Origin of the sequence: Staphylococcus sp. LCT-H4 (genome assembly GCF_001866145.1) — a bacterium.
Classification (GTDB): Bacteria; Bacillota; Bacilli; order Staphylococcales; family Staphylococcaceae; genus Staphylococcus; species Staphylococcus succinus.
Window position 1 is genome coordinate 241,190 of the sequence record NZ_MODY01000002.1, and the last position, 18,984, is coordinate 260,173.

20 protein-coding genes are annotated in these 18,984 nt (G+C 32.7%); 12 read left to right on the top strand and 8 right to left on the bottom strand.

The window, feature by feature from the left end; translation table 11 throughout:
- Nucleotides 1-9 precede the first annotated feature (9 nt).
- From BK821_RS06095 to BK821_RS06115, 5 genes are all read left to right on the top strand, one after another.
- A complete protein-coding gene (locus BK821_RS06095) occupies nucleotides 10-978 on the top strand; it encodes an ABC transporter permease (protein ID WP_046837188.1) in 969 nt (322 codons plus the stop codon).
- Nucleotides 968-1,927, top strand: a complete 960-nt coding sequence (locus BK821_RS06100; protein ID WP_046837189.1) for an iron chelate uptake ABC transporter family permease subunit — start codon at nucleotides 968-970, stop codon at nucleotides 1,925-1,927. Before BK821_RS06095 ends, BK821_RS06100 begins: the two co-directional genes overlap by 11 nt.
- The gene (locus tag BK821_RS06105; protein ID WP_046837190.1) at nucleotides 1,924-2,727 is read left to right on the top strand and encodes an iron ABC transporter ATP-binding protein; all 804 of its coding nucleotides are present in this window, start codon (nucleotides 1,924-1,926) and stop codon (nucleotides 2,725-2,727) included. The genes BK821_RS06100 and BK821_RS06105 overlap by 4 nt, the downstream gene beginning before the upstream one ends.
- A 112-nt stretch (nucleotides 2,728-2,839) precedes the next feature.
- Nucleotides 2,840-3,886: a ferrated catecholamine ABC transporter substrate-binding lipoprotein SstD gene (locus tag BK821_RS06110; protein WP_046837191.1), complete on the top strand. Its 1,047-nt coding sequence runs from the start codon at nucleotides 2,840-2,842 to the stop codon at nucleotides 3,884-3,886.
- Nucleotides 3,887-4,099: 213 nt separating this feature from the next.
- A complete protein-coding gene (locus BK821_RS06115; protein ID WP_046837192.1) occupies nucleotides 4,100-4,423 on the top strand; it encodes a PH domain-containing protein in 324 nt (107 codons plus the stop codon).
- 178 nt (nucleotides 4,424-4,601) lie between these two features.
- Here BK821_RS06115 and BK821_RS06120 read toward each other — a convergent pair whose 3' ends face one another.
- From BK821_RS06120 to BK821_RS06130, 3 genes are all read right to left on the bottom strand, one after another.
- Entirely contained in the window at nucleotides 4,602-4,916 is a 315-nt protein-coding gene (locus tag BK821_RS06120; protein ID WP_046837193.1) for a CHY zinc finger protein, read from the bottom strand.
- 15 nt (nucleotides 4,917-4,931) lie between these two features.
- On the bottom strand, nucleotides 4,932-5,882 hold the full coding sequence (gene murB, locus BK821_RS06125) for a UDP-N-acetylmuramate dehydrogenase (protein WP_083390160.1): 951 nt from the start codon (nucleotides 5,880-5,882) through the stop codon (nucleotides 4,932-4,934).
- Between the two features lie 123 nt (nucleotides 5,883-6,005).
- On the bottom strand, nucleotides 6,006-6,545 hold the full coding sequence (locus BK821_RS06130; protein WP_046837195.1) for a GrpB family protein: 540 nt from the start codon (nucleotides 6,543-6,545) through the stop codon (nucleotides 6,006-6,008).
- Between the two features lie 127 nt (nucleotides 6,546-6,672).
- Between BK821_RS06130 and BK821_RS06135 the strand changes: the two genes are divergently transcribed.
- The 3 genes from BK821_RS06135 to BK821_RS06145 all read left to right on the top strand — a co-directional run bounded on the left by BK821_RS06135 (nucleotide 6,673) and on the right by BK821_RS06145 (nucleotide 9,544).
- Complete coding sequence (locus BK821_RS06135) at nucleotides 6,673-7,566, top strand: EMYY motif lipoprotein (protein WP_071331421.1); 894 nt, start codon at nucleotides 6,673-6,675, stop codon at nucleotides 7,564-7,566.
- 153 nt (nucleotides 7,567-7,719) lie between these two features.
- Entirely contained in the window at nucleotides 7,720-8,040 is a 321-nt protein-coding gene (ytxJ, locus tag BK821_RS06140) for a bacillithiol system redox-active protein YtxJ (protein ID WP_046837197.1), read from the top strand.
- Between the two features lie 379 nt (nucleotides 8,041-8,419).
- Nucleotides 8,420-9,544 (top strand): glycerate kinase, encoded by a 1,125-nt coding sequence (locus tag BK821_RS06145; protein WP_071331422.1) that lies wholly within the window; start codon nucleotides 8,420-8,422, stop codon nucleotides 9,542-9,544.
- Nucleotides 9,545-9,682: 138 nt separating this feature from the next.
- Here the strand turns inward: BK821_RS06145 and pepT are convergent, their stop codons facing one another.
- From pepT to gdpS, 4 genes are all read right to left on the bottom strand, one after another.
- Nucleotides 9,683-10,915, bottom strand: a complete 1,233-nt coding sequence (pepT, locus tag BK821_RS06150; RefSeq protein ID WP_046837199.1) for a peptidase T — start codon at nucleotides 10,913-10,915, stop codon at nucleotides 9,683-9,685.
- A gap of 11 nt (nucleotides 10,916-10,926) precedes the next feature.
- Entirely contained in the window at nucleotides 10,927-11,427 is a 501-nt protein-coding gene (locus BK821_RS06155; protein ID WP_252345054.1) for a threonine/serine exporter family protein, read from the bottom strand.
- A 14-nt stretch (nucleotides 11,428-11,441) separates the two neighbouring features.
- A complete protein-coding gene (locus tag BK821_RS06160) occupies nucleotides 11,442-12,203 on the bottom strand; it encodes a threonine/serine exporter family protein (protein ID WP_046837200.1) in 762 nt (253 codons plus the stop codon).
- 226 nt (nucleotides 12,204-12,429) lie between these two features.
- A complete protein-coding gene (gene gdpS, locus BK821_RS06165; protein WP_046837201.1) occupies nucleotides 12,430-13,500 on the bottom strand; it encodes a GGDEF domain-containing protein GdpS in 1,071 nt (356 codons plus the stop codon).
- Between the two features lie 403 nt (nucleotides 13,501-13,903).
- On the opposite strand from gdpS, the gene BK821_RS06170 reads away from it, so the two are divergent.
- A complete protein-coding gene (locus BK821_RS06170) occupies nucleotides 13,904-14,965 on the top strand; it encodes a glycosyltransferase family 4 protein (RefSeq protein WP_046837293.1) in 1,062 nt (353 codons plus the stop codon).
- Between the two features lie 249 nt (nucleotides 14,966-15,214).
- On the opposite strand, the gene BK821_RS06175 is transcribed toward BK821_RS06170, so the two are convergent.
- Complete coding sequence (locus BK821_RS06175; RefSeq protein WP_046837202.1) at nucleotides 15,215-15,856, bottom strand: YigZ family protein; 642 nt, start codon at nucleotides 15,854-15,856, stop codon at nucleotides 15,215-15,217.
- A gap of 176 nt (nucleotides 15,857-16,032) precedes the next feature.
- Between BK821_RS06175 and fakB1 the strand changes: the two genes are divergently transcribed.
- The 3 genes from fakB1 to BK821_RS06190 are packed head-to-tail and all read left to right on the top strand — an operon-like array spanning nucleotide 16,033 to nucleotide 18,919.
- Entirely contained in the window at nucleotides 16,033-16,896 is an 864-nt protein-coding gene (gene fakB1 / locus BK821_RS06180; protein WP_046837203.1) for a fatty acid kinase binding subunit FakB1, read from the top strand.
- A gap of 18 nt (nucleotides 16,897-16,914) precedes the next feature.
- On the top strand, nucleotides 16,915-18,255 hold the full coding sequence (locus BK821_RS06185) for a DEAD/DEAH box helicase family protein (protein WP_083390161.1): 1,341 nt from the start codon (nucleotides 16,915-16,917) through the stop codon (nucleotides 18,253-18,255).
- Nucleotides 18,248-18,919, top strand: coding sequence for a ComF family protein (locus tag BK821_RS06190; protein WP_071331423.1), 672 nt, complete (start codon nucleotides 18,248-18,250; stop codon nucleotides 18,917-18,919). Before BK821_RS06185 ends, BK821_RS06190 begins: the two co-directional genes overlap by 8 nt.
- The last annotated feature ends 65 nt before the right edge of the window (nucleotides 18,920-18,984 follow it).

Genomic DNA, 18,984 nt, shown 5'->3' on the forward strand with positions numbered 1-18,984 from the left:
GTCTATATTATGAAATTTTTACTTAATGGTATTGTTTTATTTATTATTTTACTATTATTAACTATCCTTTCTTTATTTATAGGTGTAAGTAAAGTTTCTGTTACAGATATTTTTCATTTATCTAAAGAACAGATGAATATTATTGTTTCTAGTAGAATCCCTAGAACAGTAAGTATATTAATATCTGGGAGTACCTTGGCACTTGCAGGATTAATCATGCAACAGATGATGCAAAATAAATTTGTAAGTCCAACTACAGCAGGAACGATGGAATGGGCTAAGTTAGGTATATTAATCTCTCTTATATTTTTTCCAGAAGAAAACATCATGATTAAGTTAGCATTTGCAGTTACTTTGAGTATTGCTGGAACATTTTTATTTGTAAAACTGGTTCAACTTATTCGTTTCAAAGATGTCATTTTTGTACCGTTATTAGGAATTATGTTAGGTGGTATTATCTCTAGTTTTGCTACTTTTATGGCATTAAGAACAAATACGGTCCAAAGTGTTGGCAATTGGTTGAATGGGAACTTTGCAATTATCACGAGTGGAAGATATGAAATATTATATTTGAGTATTCCATTATTAGTACTTACATACATATTCGCAAATCATTTTACGATAGCAGGGATGGGAAAAGATTTTAGTAACAATTTAGGTGTGAATTATGAAAAAGTAATAAACATCGGATTATTTATTACAGCTACGATTACTGCATTGGTAGTGGTGACAGTGGGGACGTTACCATTTTTAGGATTAATTGTTCCTAACATTGTCTCTATTTTTAGAGGAGATCACTTGAAGAATGCGTTGCCTCATACAGCGATGTTAGGAGCTATATTTGTTATGTTTTCAGATATTATAGGAAGAATTGTCGTTTATCCTTATGAAATTAATATCGGATTAACAATTGGCGTCTTTGGCACTATTATCTTCATAATCTTGCTGATGAAAGGACGACATCATTATGCAAATTAGTGCGAAACATAAGCTATTGATATTAATTGCTTTAACCATATTAGCTGGGGCGCTTTACCTTGTATTAGGTATTGATTTCGATATTTTTCAATACCAATTCTCAAGTCGTTTAAGAAAACTAATATTAATGTTGTTAGTTGGCGCTGCGATAGCTGCCTCAGTAGTCATTTTTCAAGCTGTAACAACTAATAGATTGTTAACACCATCAATTATGGGTTTGGATTCAGTCTATATGTTTGTGAAAGTACTACTAGTTTTCGTCTTTGGCGTCCAATCTGTTTTTGTAACCAATCTATATCTTAACTTTATAATTACTTTAGTGGTTATGATTGTTTTTTCACTCATTTTATTCCAAGGCATATTTAGAATTGGCGACGTGTCAGTTTATTTTATATTACTTGTAGGGGTCATACTTGGAACATTTTTCAAAAGTATCACTGGCTTTTTAGAATTAATCATCAATCCTGAAGATTTCTTGGCAGTACAAAGCGCGATGTTTGCAAACTTTGATGCATCAAACAGTAAGCTCGTGACCCTCTGTGGTATTATGCTCATCATTTTAGTGATTATAACTGTTATTGCCGTTCCGTATTTAGATGTACTGTTATTAGGAAAAGATCAAGCTATCAACCTAGGCATTTCATATAAAACAGTGACGCGAGTAATGATGATATTAGTTGCGATTCTTGTTTCTATATCAACAGCACTTGTTGGTCCAATAACATTTTTAGGATTACTTACTGTTAACTTAGCACATGAATTGATGAAAACGTATGAGCATAAGTATATATTACCAGCAACGATTTGTATGAGTTGGTTAAGTTTATTTATAGCACAAGCGGTAGTGGAAAATTTATTTGAAGCAACGACACAAGTAAGCATAATTATTGATTTGGTAGGTGGAAGTTACTTCATTTACTTATTAATAAAAAGGAGAAATGCGAATTGATACGAGTACAAGGTCTTAACAAAACGATTCAGGATAAAGCCATTTTAAAAGATATAAACGTTGAAATAAAAAAAGGACGTTTAACGTCTATGATAGGACCAAACGGTGCTGGTAAAAGTACACTATTATCAGCAATAACACGTTTAATAGATTTTGAAGATGGATCAATAGATATAGAAGGCAAATCTATTAATAAATATAAAAGTAATGATTTAGCTAAAAAACTATCGATTTTAAAGCAATCCAATCATACAGAGCTTAATATTACAGTTGAACAATTAGTGAACTTTGGACGTTTTCCACATTCTAAAGGCCATTTAAAAGAAGATGACAAAGCACAGGTTGAATATGCTTTAGAACTGTTACAACTGAATGAAATTAGACACCGTTATTTAAAGACATTATCTGGTGGTCAGCGTCAACGTGCATATGTTGCTATGACGATTGCACAAGATACAGATTATATATTGTTAGATGAACCATTAAATAATTTAGATATGAAACATTCTGTGCAAATTATGCAAACTTTAAGACAACTTGCTCAAGACTTAAATAAAACGATTGTTGTAGTTATTCATGATATTAATTTTGCATCATGTTATTCGGATGACATCGTCGCCTTAAAAGATGGCGCTGTAATTAAAGCAAGTGAGAAAAATGATGTCATACAAACAGACACATTGCGCACGCTTTATGATATGGAAGTAAGGATCGAAGAAATACGAGGTCAGCGTATTTGTGTGTATTTTGATGAAATGATGGCTGAACAACAGGATTTGGAACTTGTACATTCGTTATAAGCGTAGTTTGTAAACTTTTTTGAAAGGAGTGATGTAAACGTAACGTTATAAAGTTTTTACAGGCACATAAAAGGTAGACAAACGATATAAAACACAGGAGGAATTTAACAACATGAAAAAATATGCTTTATTATTAGTAGTAGGTTTAATGTTTTTATTAGTAGCATGTAGTAATGGCGGAGCAGATGAGAAAAAATCATCAGACTCTAAATCAAGTAATGAAGAATCAAATAAGACAGTGAAAATCGAAAATAACTACCAAGCGAGTGGGGAAAAACGTGATGGTAGCGATGCTAAAGAGGTAAAAGAAACTGTTGAAGTACCTAAGAATCCTGAAAAAGCAGTTGTGTTTGATTATGGTACATTGGATACGATGAAAGAAATGGGACTTGAAGATAAAGTTAAAGCAGTTCCTAAAGGTGAAGATAGTAAATCATTACCAGATTTCTTAAGTGAGTTTAAAGATGAAAAATATTTAAATACAGGTAGCCTTAAAGAAGTGAATTTCGATAAAGTAGCTGAAGCAAAACCAGACGTTATATACATATCTGGGCGTACAGCTAATCAAAAAAATCTAGACGAATTTAAAAAAGCAGCGCCAAAAGCAAAAGTGGTTTATGTTGGTGCAGATGAAAAAGATGAAGTCAATTCAATGAAGAAAAATGCTGAAAATATAGGTAAAATTTACGGCAAAGAAGATAAAGCAAAATCAATAAACAAAGAGTTAGATGATAAAATTGCTGGCATCAAAGATAAAACAAAAGATATGAAAGATAAAAAAGCACTATTCTTATTAGTTAATGAAGGAGAATTATCTACATTTGGAGCTGGAGAACGTTTTGGTTCAATGATTTTTGATACAATGGGCTTCGCATCTGCAGATGAAAATATTAAAAATAGTACGCATGGACAAAATATAACAAACGAGTATATTGCAGAAAAAAATCCAAGTATTATTTTTGCGATGGACCGTGGACAAGCAATTGGTGGAAAATCTACTGCAAAACAAGCATTAGGTAATGATGTAATAAAAGACGTGGACGCTATTAAAGACAATAAAGTTTTAGAGTTAGATCCAAAACTTTGGTATTTTGCTAGCGGTTCTACAACTACAGCAATCAAGCAAATTGATGAAGTAGAAAAATTATTAGATAAATAAAAAGCATGCCGTGTGGGCCATGTAATTAGCTAAATAGAGAAGCCATTCATAATATATAATGAGTGGCTTCTTTTTATATAGTGTTTCAAACCTTGAAGAATCATTAATTATTTATATAATGCTATGATAAAGAAGTAATGAGCAATTCAGTCAAAAATTCTATTGAAAAATTGTATAATGATTTAAAATGATGAAAAAAAGGGGAAGATACACGTGATATTAGATAATGTGAATCCAAATGATTTATATCCAACCGAGAAAAAAGGGCCTGCTGTTTTAGGTACCATTGAATATTCCGTTCAAGGTTCTACAGAATTTGAAGGTGCTTTTATTGCTACAAATGAGCGCATTATTTTAAATGTCGATATGAATGGAGAATTTTATTATAGGAGTATTGCTTATAATGAAGTAGAAAGCATCGAATATGACAGTGGAAAAATTAATTTCAAATTTAACATTGGTCCAATGCCAATGAAAGATATTCAAAAAGGTGATGCAGAAGCCTTTGTGAAATATGTGGAAAATAATATTAAATAAACGCAACTTGATCATTTGAGTCGAATTTGAGTGGTATGAAAGTATGATAAGCAAACAAAATAGCTGATAGTATAACTCGCATAGGACATGGCCAAACGAGTTAAACTATCAGCTATTTTTTAGTTGATTTTTACGCTTAATTGGATTGTAATAATTGCTTTTAAGGATGAAAGCAAACTTATATGGAAAAGTAATGATGATAATGATATTTACAACGATTGTTAAAGTGAGCATCGCAATTAGGGCATGCTTCTATCATCATATATTCGTTTATAGTCATTTCATGTTTACATACACCACATAATATTGCTTTTTCATTAAATTCACTTGAATCCCATCGCTGTATAGTATGGGAAGCAGCTTCGTTATGACATTTATAACATGGGTAATATTTATTGCAACACTTGAATTTGATTGCAATTATATCTAATGGCGTTTGGTAATGGATGCAGCGACTTTCATCATCAACTGTAGGACCGTATATATTAACCATCGTATCAATCTCCTATTAATCTTGAGGATATTCTCCTATGATTCTTACTTCTGGATGTAATTCAACATCAAATTTTTCCTTTACTACTTTTTGAACATAATGAATTAAGTTTTCGTAGTCTGTAGCAGTACCTTTGTCTACATTTACCATAAATCCAGCATGTTTTAAGGAAACTTCGACACCACCGATTCGATGACCTTGTAGGTCAGAATCTTGAATAAGCTTACCTGCGAAATGACCTGGCGGGCGTTGGAAGACACTACCACATGAAGGATATTCTAAAGGTTGTTTAGACGTTCTACGTTCTGTTAAATCGTCCATTTTTTCCTGAATGTCTTGTTTGTCTCCAGGTTCTAAAGTAAACGCAGCTTCTAAAACCACTAAATGCTCTTTTTGCACGATACTATTACGATAATCTAATTCTAAATCTTTATTTGTAAAGGTTTGTAACTCACCTTTGTTATTTACGCACAGGGCATAATCAATACAATCTTTAACTTCTCCACCATAAGCACCAGCATTCATAAAGACAGCGCCACCTATTGAACCAGGTATGCCGCATGCAAACTCTAGTCCAGTGAGGGAATGATCTCTAGCAGCACATGATACATCGATAATAGCAGCACCGCTTCCAGAAATAATTGCGTCATCTGATACTTCAATGTAATTTAGAGATAACAAACTAAGTACAATACCTCTAATGCCACCCTCACGAATAATGATATTTGACCCATTCCCTAGATATGTAACAGGAATATCATTTGAATAGGCAAAGTGTACGATAGCCTGAACTTGTTCATTAGTAGTAGGTGATAAGTAATAATCGGCCTTTCCACCAGTTTCTGTATATGTATAACGTTTTAAAGGTTCGTCTATTTTAATAATGTCTTTGGGTACAATTACTTCTAATTCTTTTAAGATGTTGTCTTTATGCAAATTTAGAACATCCTTTCCTCTTGAATTCATTTGTTTATTATACCAATGATTGTATGTATTTGCTAAAAAGTATGGCAAATTATCATAGAAATTTATATTTTGTTTACAATTTATAGTCATCTATGTGAATTAATCGTTAAAAAGGCTCATAAACTATTTAAATGTTACTTCATCACGTTTAAGATCTTTGGCTAATTTTGAAAATAGTTTTTGTTTTTGGTTATCATATGCACGAATCGTCGGCACGTTGTGCGCTAATTGTGCTTTATTTTCGCCATATACTTTTGCGATATGATTATCTGTAGACAATGCACTATTCGTTTGTAAATATTCATTGTAGAGTAATGAATCTTTTTGAATAATGTGCAAACGAGCGATTTGTTTTAAATCAATCATATTATTAAATTGTGCCATGACAACTTTCTTTTTATAAGTATGATGTAAACGATAGAACCCTGCGTAGTTTAAACGCTTTTCGTCTAAAGATGTGATGTCGTGTAAACTCTCAACGCCAACTAAGATATCCAATATAGGCTCGGTTGGATAGTTGAAATGTTTTGTGCCACCAATGTGGTGTGTTGATTGAATAGGCGTATCTAATAAATTGAAAAGTATGTTACGATACGTTTCATATAGTTTAGTAAAATGATAGTCTGTATCTTCATTTATAAATGTTTGTATCTTTGTATACATATCTGTTGAGCACTCCTTTAAATTTAGTGATAGAACTGTTAAACTGTAAATTCTGAAATAATATATCACATATCATTTTCAAGTTAAATAAGTTTCTGTATAATACGGAATAATAAGGAGTGCAGAAATGAAAAAAATACTTTGTATTATTTTGGTAATTTGTTTTTCTGTGTCACTGAGTGCATGCGGAAACAAAGCATCTTCAGAATTTAAAGATTTTGATACATCACTCAACGATGTCAAAAATAAAGGTAATGAAGTTGAAAAAGTGACAGATGATATCCATTTGAAGCGGTTAGATGATTTAAGTAAAACCGATATGACTGACGAAAATAAGAAAGAATTTAATAATTTGCAAAATCGATTGAATAGCCAATTAGTGCCTAAGATGGATGAATATGAAAAAGCAGCTAAACAATTGCCAGCCGAATCTAAGGAAACAAAAGAATTAAAATCATCCTATTTAGATGTTGTAGAACAGAAAAAATCAGCAATCAATGAGTTAACATCATTTGTTGATTTATATAATCAATCCATTAAAGCGAATGAAGATATTTTAGATTATACGAAGTTATTCGAAAAAAATAGATCACAAGTAGAAAAGAATATGCAAAAAGCTAATAATGCTGGAGAAACGGCAGACGTAAATAACTTTAAGCATAAACTTGAACAGAACAATAAAGATTTAAGACAAACTGCAGAAAGTGCATTAGAATCATCGGATTCTAATAAAGTAAAACATGCGATTAACGAAGAAATCATGCCGTTGATTACTGCAGAAATTAAAGATTTAAATAAAGCTGAAATTAAAGATGGTTACGTCAATGATGCACGTAAAAATGCGATTGAAATGTACTATAGTCTACAAAATTATTATGAAACAAGAGAAGAAACAATAGAAAATAGTGAGAAATTAAAACGTATAGACTATGATAAATTGCCACAAGAAGGTAAAGATATAGAGCAGTTTGACAAGACTTTCGACAAACGATACAGTGAACTTAAGCATAGCTATAATTAAAGTATGTAGTGAGTGAAGTTATTAGATTTATAATAAACGGTTAACAACAAAAAGGTAATTGTGTATAATTGGAAGCAATGATATGTATATATCGTGGGACTTTCACACTTGTAGAAACTTATTGTGTGTTAAATATTTTTAGAGGTGAATAGAATGGCTATGAAGCTGAGTTCGATTGACCAGTTTGAGCAAATTATTGAAGAAAATAATTACGCGTTTGTATTGAAACATAGCGAAACGTGTCCTATTTCAGCAAACGCATTTGACCAATTCAACAAATTTTTATATGAAAGAGATATGGATGGTTATTATTTGGTTGTACAACAAGAAAGAGAATTATCTAACTATATAGAAGAGAAAACACATGTAAAGCATGAATCGCCACAAGCGTTTTACTTTGTAAAGGGACAGGCGATTTGGCATGCAAATCATGGCGATATTAATGTTACTTCATTAGCTAACGCTGAAGAGTAACCAACAAAAGAATAGAAGTACTATCAAACGCTTGTTACACTTTTTTTAATAGAAAGAGTATAACAAGCGTTTCTTATAATGTGAAAAAATTACTAATGACATGTATAATGTATAGATGTATGAGAATTAATGACTACTATATGATAGTCTACAAATCTATAGTGCTAAATTATGTAGTCTAAGAATTAAATGTTGATATAATAAACTGAGTATGATCAAACCGTAGCAATATATACATGGATGTAGTGATATCATAGCAGAATAATTCACGCAGTTGATTCGTGATTAATTGTGAAATCAAAAAGAACATGATCGGGATATCATGGATTCACAATCAGCATACAATACAGTTATTAATATAAATATTTGAGGTGACAAGATGAAAGTTTTAGTGGCGATGGATGAGTTTAATGGTATTATATCTAGCTATCAAGCCAATCGTTATGTTGAAGAAGCAGTTGCGAGCCAAATAGAAAGCGCAGATATTGTCCAAGTTCCTTTATTTAACGGGAGACATGAACTAATGGACTCAGTTTTTCTATGGCAGTCAGGAACGAAATATAAAGTATATGCTCATGATGCAGATATGAATGAAGTGGAAGCAATTTATGGTATTACAGATAATCAAGTGACAGTCATTGAAGGCAATCTATTTTTAACAGGGAACAAACCTATTCATCAACGTACAAGCTATGGTTTAGGTGAGTTAATCGTAGATGCTTTAGATAACAATTCTGAGCATATTATCATATCTCTAGGTGGTATTGGTAGCTTCGATGGCGGCGCAGGCATGCTACAAGCCTTAGGAGCTAAATTCTATGACGATGAAGCTCAGGAAGTAGATGTAAGACAAGGAAGTAGTGTATTGAAATATATACGTAAAATAGATACTTCTGAATTGCATCCAAGATTAAAAGATATTAGATTACAACTCATGACAGATTTTGACAGTAAGTTGTATGGGAAAAATAGTGAGATTATGCAAACATATGAATCACTTGGACTTACACGTGAGAGTGCTGCAGAGATAGACAATTTAATTTGGTATTTAAGTGAAATTTTCAAAAGTGAGCTAAGACTTGCGTTAGGCCCGATTCAAAATGGTGGTGCAGGCGGAGGTATTGCTGCAGTATTAAATGGACTTTATGGTGCTGAAATTATGACAAGTCACGAGCTTGTAGACCAAATTACACATTTGGAAACACTTATTGAACAAGCAGATTTAATCATTTTTGGAGAAGGCGTCAATGAAGAAGATCAATTACTAGAGACAACAACTATACGTATTGCAGAATTAGCTACAAAATATAATAAGCCGTCAATTGCAATATGTGCTACGGATGATAAATTTGATTTGTTTGAATCGATGGGTGTTACTTCGATGTTTAATACTTTTATTGAAATGCCTGAAAGTTTTACTGATTTTAAAATGGGCATTCAAATTAGACATTATACAGTACAAGCGATTAAGCTATTGAAAACAGAATTCGATGCTTATAAATAAGTTGCTACAGTAGAATAAGATGGTATGTAATATCGAACTAAAAAAGCGTCCTAGCAGATGTTCAACATCTGCTAGGACGCTTTTTAGTTTAGAGTACTTAAGCCCGTATTGCAGCGTAACTACTGTATAAGATATTAACTATTTATTATAAGTACGCACAACTTCTTGAGCGATGCCTATAATCACTTCTACAGCTTTTGACATTACATCGATAGAAGCATATTCAAATGGACCATGGAAATTGTCACAACCTGTAAAAATATTTGGCGTTGGTAATCCCATATAAGAAAGTTGAGAACCATCAGTACCACCACGAATAGGTGCTGTATTCGCAGGTATATCTAAATCAGCAAATACACGCTTAGCGATATCTATAACAAGTGGATTAGGTTCAATTTTTTCTCTCATATTGTAATACTGATCATTAATTTCAATTTCTATAGGATCATCTTCATAATGTGTATTAATATCATTTTTAATTTCAATTAAATTTTTCTTACGTAGTTCGAACTTATTTCTATCGTGATCTCGAATGATATATTGTAACGTAGACTTCTCAACATCACCATTAAATTTCATTAAATGATAGAAACCTTCGTATCCTTCAGTTCTTTCAGGCACTTCATTTTGTGGTAATAATGCGTTAAATTGTTGACCCAAAAGAATTGCATTAATCATGGCATTTTTAGCAGAACCAGGGTGTACATTCACGCCATGACAGGTTACGACTGCCTCAGCGGCATTGAAACTTTCAAATTGTAACTCTCCATATTCACTGCCATCCATTGTATAAGCAAAATCGGCATTAAATCGTTCAACATCGAAAGCATGAGGACCTCTGCCTATTTCTTCATCTGGTGTAAAGGCAATACGAATACGGCCATGTTTAATTTCTGGATGTTCCGTTAAATATTTCATTGCTTCCATAATTTCAACGACACCGGCTTTATCATCTGCGCCCAACAGAGATGTACCATCTGTCACCATTAACGTGTGACCTTCAACATTTTTTAGAGCAGGAAATACATCTTGATTTAAAACACGATTGGTTTGACCTAATTGAATAGGAGTGCCATCGTAGGCATCTATAATTTGTGGGTTTACATGCGTTGCATTGAAATCAGGTGAGGTATCTACATGCGCTAGAAAGCCTACAGTTGGTAATGCAACGTCAACATTACTTTCTAAAGTTGCAAATAAATAACCATTATCATCCATGTCAGTAACCAATCCTAAAGCCGTTAATTCTTGATGTAACAAATTTAGTAAGTTCCATTGTTTCTCTGTAGATGGTGTAGTGTTAGATTCTGGGTCAGACTGTGTATCAATCATGACATATCTTGTTAAACGATCAATTATATTATTTTTCATAAAAACACCCCTTAAGCTCTGTTGTTCATATTATATGATTTTCTATATATCTTACCATTCATTTTACCAAAATATTGTTTAATACGCGTATAGATATAATAAATAATCTCTGCACATAAAATGCCGAATGCAATAGCGCCAGAAATTAATGTAACTTCAAGAAAAGCATTTACAGCATGTGTGTACGCATTGCTGACTAAAAGGCGAGTAGCCTCATACGCTAATCCTCCTGGAACTAATGGTATGATGCCAGGGACAATAAAGATGATGACAGGTCTTTTATAACGACGACTCATCACATGGCTCATAAGTCCTAATATAAAACTACCGAGAAATGCAGCCATAACTTTACCGAAATCTAAGTCCACGGAAAGCTTATAAATAATCCATCCCATTGCTCCAACAAAGCCACAGGCTAAAAGGAGACGTCTTGGAGCGTTAAAAATAATTGAAAAAAGCATTGTAGCTAAGTAACTTACTATAAACTGTAGTACATAATAACCTATAATCATGGAAACGCTCCTTTTTAAAATAGTAGTAAAACGATAGCGACACCGGCTCCAATGGCAAATGAAGTCAGTGCGGCTTCCACACCACGAGACATGCCAGCGATGAGTTCACCAGCCATTAAATCGCGAATAGCATTTGTAATTAATATACCAGGTACTAAAGGCATCACACCCGCGATGGTTATAATATCTTGGTTATGAGTCAAACCTAAATGTGTAAATGTTACAGCAACAGATATCACTACTGCAGCGCTAATAAATTCTGAAAAGAATTTGATTTGAATAAAACGTTGAACAAAGTCAAACGTTAAAAATGCTGCAGCTCCTGCGATAATTGCGATAATAAAGTCTTGTTTTACGCCGCCAAACATAAATAAGAAAAATCCACATGCAATGGCTGCTGCGAAGAATTTCGTAATGGATGAAAATTGTAAGGAAGCGTGGTGCAAATGAATGAGTTCAGACTTTGCTTCATCTATATCGAGTTGTTTGCTTGAAATTTTACGTGATATACCATTAGTTAGAGCAATTTTTTCTAAATCAGTAGTTCTTTCGCGAATGCGTATCAATCTTGTATTCGTACGATTGTTGAGGGAGAATATAATTGCTGTAGATGTCACAAAGCTATATGTATCATCTAAACCGTAACTCGCAGCGATACGTGTCATCGTATCTTCCACACGGTAAGTTTCTGCGCCGCTTTCTAATAATATTCTTCCTGCAATTAGTACGACATCAATGACTTTATCTTCATCAATAATTGTAATTGATTCTGACATAGATGACTCACCTCCTAATATAGATAATAGAACACTTGAAAGTTTACAATCTACAATTATAACTTTCAATCACTTTTAGTGCTCCGTCATCTTTTTTTATCTTATATATATATTGTAACAAACTCAATTACTTTTTAATGCTTTAACTTCTATACGAAAACTGACAACATACGCTAATGTATGTTGTCAGTAAACATAAATATTAAAATTTGCTATATCACTGTAATTATAACTTAACGATAGGATTAAACATAACTTGATTTCGTCCTTCGTTTTTAGCCATGTGTAGCATGTCATCGGCAACCTTGAACACTTTACGCTGAGATTTATGATCATCTTGAGTGAGGTAGCCTACACCAATGGAGACAGATAGTTTGATAACTTCCTTGTTTGGTAGATGGAATGTTGATTGTTCTACACCTAAACGAATACTTTCACCTAATTTAACACATTGATCTAGCGTATAATTATTTAATACAATAGAAAATTCTTCGCCGCCATTTCGATAAATATTAAATTGTTGAGGCACGTAGTTTTTTAATAATTGTGCAACTTGTCTTAAGACAGCATCACCAGATTTATGTGAATACATATCGTTCACGTCTTTAAATCCATCGATATCGATGAGTAGTAAACCTAAGCTTTCATCATTTGCTTCAGCGAGAGCTGTGGTTTCATTTAAATGTCTATCAAACTCTTTAACGTTGCCTAGACCAGTAAGATAGTCTAATTTATCTTCATTCTCATAGCGATTGACTAATGAGAAGAAATGCCAAATATCTACAAAAGTAACAGATGATGTAATCGTTAGAATAAATGATAATGGGATTAAGAATAATACTTCAGTAATCTCATAATAAGGACTGATTAGTGCTAAAATGAGATAAATGACTAAAGTGATGGCATTGAGTATTTGTAATGAAATGTTATCACTTTGTTTTAAAAATGGGCCAATAGCTCCGACGATGACTGCGATTACAATCAATATGACAGCAGCAATAACCGTATAGTCACCTATGAGTACATTAACGATTGATACTATAATTGCTGAGAGTACAGTGTAAAAGACATTTGTGTATCTTCCTAAGAATAATATAGGTACAAATGTTAAGTAGAGTGAATATTCATGAAATAACGGCACAGGATAAACAGATAGTAAAAGTGCCACTATCGTCATTAATACAGTGACGTATTCTTTTGAAAATACCATATTTTTATTCTCTGAGTACTGTAAACGGTGGAATAAATATATACCAGCCACAATAACAGACATATTATAGATAATAGCTTCAAACATTTTACTTTACGCTCCTTTGAATTAACACCTAGTTATTGTAAGTGAAAACTTACCATTTGTCATCAATATGTAAATAGAAATATATAACATTCACCTAAATTTCATGTTAAAATATCCCTCTGAGTGATAATATAAAAAATAATTCGCTTATTTTATAATAAATTTAACTATATTGATGTATGATTACTAATTATCTCATTACTATTTGTATATGTAAAAGCGAATCATGTATTATATACTTAAGTTATTGATATGACTAATAAATTTATATAGCTTATCATGAATTAAGAAAAATAAGAAGTTAATGTTTTTATCATTTAATGGAAACATTGAAATAAGACTTTTTAAACTTAAAATTTTAAAATCAAAAATAATTAAGAATTATTTTATTGAAGGTGAACTGATGTATACGTTATTATTAATCATTTTTTCAATGATTGTCAGTTTAATACTAACACCAATTATCATAAAGGTTTCACATAAACTTGGTATCGTGGATAAACCTAATTTTAGAAAGGTGCACACGAAACCTGTTTCTGTACTTGGTGGAACGGTTATACTTTTATCTTTTTTAGTGGGCATATGGCTAGGCCATCCCATAGAGACAGAAGTTAAACCACTTGTTATTGGATCAGTATTAATCTATTTGGTAGGGCTCATAGATGATATCTATGAACTGAAGCCAATTGTAAAGTTATTAGGACAAATCATTGCTGCGTTAGTAGTTGTATACTATGGCGTTACAATTGATTTTATTTCATTGCCTATCGGACCAACATTACATTTTGGTGTGTTTGCCATCCCAATTACCGTAATATGGATTGTTGCAATTACGAATGCCATCAATTTAATCGATGGGCTAGATGGTTTGGCTTCTGGTGTGTCGATGATAGCGTTAATGACAATTGGATTCATAGCAATTTTACAAGCTAATATTTTTATCATCATGATATGTAGTGTGTTAATCGGTGCATTACTAGGGTTCTTATGTTTCAATTTCCACCCAGCTAAAATTTTCTTGGGAGATAGTGGGGCATTATTGATTGGTTTTATAGTGGCCTTCCTATCATTATTAGGGTTTAAGAATATTACATTTGTTTCACTATTCTTCCCAATCGTTATTCTAGCAGTACCATTTATCGATACTTTATTTGCAATGATACGTCGTGTGAAGAAAGGCCAACATATTATGCAGGCTGATAAATCACACTTACATCATAAATTATTAGAACTTGGTTACTCTCATCGTCAAACAGTATTACTTATTTATTCTATTGCTTTGTTATTTAGTCTCTCTAGCATTATATTATACTTGTCTCAACCATGGGGCGTTCTTATGATGTTGATACTTATTTTAATAACAATTGAATTAATTGTAGAATTTACTGGCCTTATCGATGATGACTATCGCCCGTTAATGAAATTAATAGAAAACAAAGAAAAGCATAATGATAATCAATCATAAGTGATGATGACTGATAATTAACTTGTTTGTTATTAGTATTAACCAGAATAATAAAAGGCTCGGCAGATTTTTGAAATCTGCCGAGCCTTTTATTATATATTTCTACGTATGCTATTAAACGTGGAACACATCAATTTGGAGAAATGATGCTTTGTCACACACAAGATGTTTTAATTTATAAAAATTATGTATCTTTATTGAATGTAATAAGAAAGATGAAAATGGTATTGCCATAATCTTAAATGCTTTTTAAGTAGTTGGTATGTCAAAAGGTAAACGAACAATATCATTTTCGATTAAATCATAGTTTCCAGATGTTATACGATTTAGAAAATCGATAAATTGTGGGTGTTCCGGTTCGACCACGTCAATTTGATAACTGACTTTATCTGTATATTGCGTATCACGTAATAAGAAAGTCGTTGTTTCCAGTTCGTATTCAAATTTTCCAGTTAAGTCATAAGCAATTGTAACAATCGTCGGTATAGCAGGGCGCAGTGCTACACGACCAATGTCATAAATCACATCTCTGACAGCGCCACTATATGCTCGAATTAAGCCACCGCCACCTAATTTGATACCGCCAAAATAACGTGTCACTACCACGCAAACATTGTGTACCTCTAGTTTTTTTAAAATATCAAGCATAGGCACTCCAGCAGTACCACTAGGTTCTCCATCATCATTGGCTTTCTGGATATTCATTTGATCGCCAACTGTATAAGCTGAACAGTTATGTGTAGCCTCATTATGTTGAGTTTTCACCTCGTCTATAAAAGCTTTAGCTTCTGCTTCAGATGAAACAGGCTTTATATGTGCTATAAAACGTGATTTACTAATCACATTTTCTATTATATGTTCTTGTTTTATCGTAATAATAGATGATTCCATTTTAACGACACCTCAGTTTTTAATTTATTATGAGTATTATTATTGATGGTAGCTTTAAAATACTTTAATTACATATATTATACACTGAATTGAATAATGTATTAAATACAAAAATAAATTTTCTTTTAACATAAAATAAGGTATTATAGTTGTGAGTATAATTGAGGAGGATTATGATGAAAATCGCTGTTTTGACAGATTCAACGAGTTATCTATCTCAAACTTTAATCGATAAATATAACATTAAAATCGCACCGTTAAGTGTTACGTTCGATAACGGTGAAAATTATATTGAGAATGAAACAATATCAACGCCAGAATTTTATGAGAGAATGAAAACCTCAAAAACCATACCGACAACAAGCCAACCTGCTATTGGTGAATTTATAGAGAATTATGAAAAACTACGTGACGAAGGATACACTGATATTATATGTGTGTTTTTATCATCTGGAATTAGTGGTTGTTATCAAACAGCTACCCAAGCAGGCGAAATGGTTAAAGGTATTCGAGTACACACCTTCGATTCGAAGTTAGCAGCTATGATTGAGGGAGGGTACGTGTTACGTGCGGTTGAAATGATCGAACAAGGATATACACCTGAAGCAATTATCGAAGACTTAGAATCAATGCGCGAAGTGACAGGTGCTATTTTAATGGTAGATGATCTTAAAAACTTACAAAAGAGTGGTCGCATAACAGGTGCTCAAGCTTGGATTGGTACTATGCTTAAAATGAAGCCAGTCTTAAAATTTGAAGATGGACTGATTTTACCTGAGGAAAAAGTACGTACTAAAAAGCGCGCTTTAAAAGAGATTATAAATAAAGTTATAAATCATGTAAAAGCATATGATGAAGTAACTTTATATATTGTTGCAGGCGATATAGAGGCGGATGCGCAGTGGATGTATAAAGAATTAACAGAAAATTATCCACAATATAAAGTTTATAGTTCTCAATTAGGACCAGTGGTTGCAGCACACCTTGGTTCTGGAGGTATGGGTTTAGGTTATACAGGTAGGAATATACGCACAGATTAATCGGAATTTGATGAAGACATGGTATGCCAGTTAAGGCAAACATGTCTTTTTTTATGGAGGTCATCATCAATCAAACATTATGGAAAGTTAATCACTGATCGAACTATATTATCCGATGAAGTAATTAAGTTTCGTTCAAAAGGTATTGTAAGAAAGGATGGCAAGTGGCGATGCTATCAATGCGATACTGCAGAGCCAAAGCATTTTTATGAATATTTTTCAAAAGTATTAGGTCAAACCATTGTTTACTGCAGAAATTGTATTAGCCTGGGTAGAATGGATAATATCAGAGACATTTATGTTACTGAATCAAGACAACAAAGTTCTGGAGGAAAATATAACTTATCGTTTGAACTCTCTGAGCAACAATTATTCGCCTCCACAAAAATTGTCAATGCAATCCAAGGATACCGTTCATTAATATTATATGCAGTAACCGGTGCAGGTAAAACAGAGATGACATTTGAAGGTATAAAATTTGCGAGACAACGAGGTGATAATATTGCAATCGTATCGCCTCGTGTAGACGTAGTATTAGAAGTGAGTTCACGCATGAAAGAGGCTTTTCAAGAAGAGTATATAGATATACTTTATCAAGGGCAACGGCAAATGTATAATGGACATTTTATAATTGCCACTATACATCAATTATATCGATTTAAGCGTCATTTTGATGTCATCATAGTAGATGAAGTTGATGCTTTTCCGCTTTCTATGGATCCATCGTTAATGCATGCTATAACAGCAGCTTCAAAAAAGCGTTATAGTCATGTTTACATGACAGCAACACCACCCCGCAAACTGTTACGACAAATGCCTGATGATACACTTATCACGTTACCCGCGCGATTCCACAGACACGCTTTACCTCTTCCTAAATTTAAATATTACAAAATTCAGCCCTATAAAATACAATACATGCTGTTAAATATATTTATGCATCAAATTCAATCAAAACGATATACCCTCGTATTTTTCAATCATATTCAATTAATGAAACAAATGTACCTACATTATAAAAAGAAAATTGCTTCGCTCACATATGTACACAGCGAAGATAGTTTGCGATTTGAAAAAATACGAAATTTGAGACATGGAAAATATCATATTATTTTTACGACTACAATTTTAGAAAGAGGCTTTACCATGGCAAACTTGGATGTCATTGTCATGCATAGTCATACGTTTGACAGTAGTGCTTTAATTCAAATTGCTGGTAGGGTAGGAAGAAAAGCACAAGCACCATCGGGACTTGTACTATTTTTTCATGAAGGTATTACTTTGAATATGCTTAAAGCCCGACGTAATATAAGAAAAATGAATGATTTAGCTCGATACAAGGGGTGGATAGATGACTAAATGCATACAATGCCACGAAAATATATTCGAATCACTCAATGCCCAAAATTTTTATAAAAAACCATCTCCATGGTGTGCACATTGTATAGAACAATGGAAAGTAGTGGGCATGACTATGTACCAACGTTGTCCAAGGTGTCTGAAGTTATTAGACATTAACGAAGAAAAGTGTAGGGACTGTCTATTTTTATCTATGCATTATGTATTAATGAATCGACTGCATTGTCAATTTCAATATAAGGGGATTATGAAATCAACTATTCATAAATATAAATTTATGAAGGATGTAGCTTTATGTAAAATACTAGCAGAACAAATAGAGTTACCTAAAGTAAATTATGATTATATTGTGCCAATACCTTCACCAATAGAAAGGGATAAGGCACGTACGTTTAACCCAGTTACTACCGTATTAGATTACAAGCAAATTCAATATGAAACACTTCTATCCACTCAATTAAGACCAAGACAGTATACAATGGGAAAGCAAATGCGGTTACAGGTCGATCATCCATTTGAAATAACCAGTTCTATCGATTTAGAAAATAAATTCATTTTACTTGTAGATGATATATACACTACAGGCATAACGGTTCATAAAGCAGCAAAAAGTCTTTTTGTGAGAAAAATCAGAAAATTCGATGTCTTTACGTTTGCACGATAGTAGAAAAGTGGTATTATAAGGATAAGCAATATTACCAATATAGAGGTTTTTAAAGGAGTCGATTA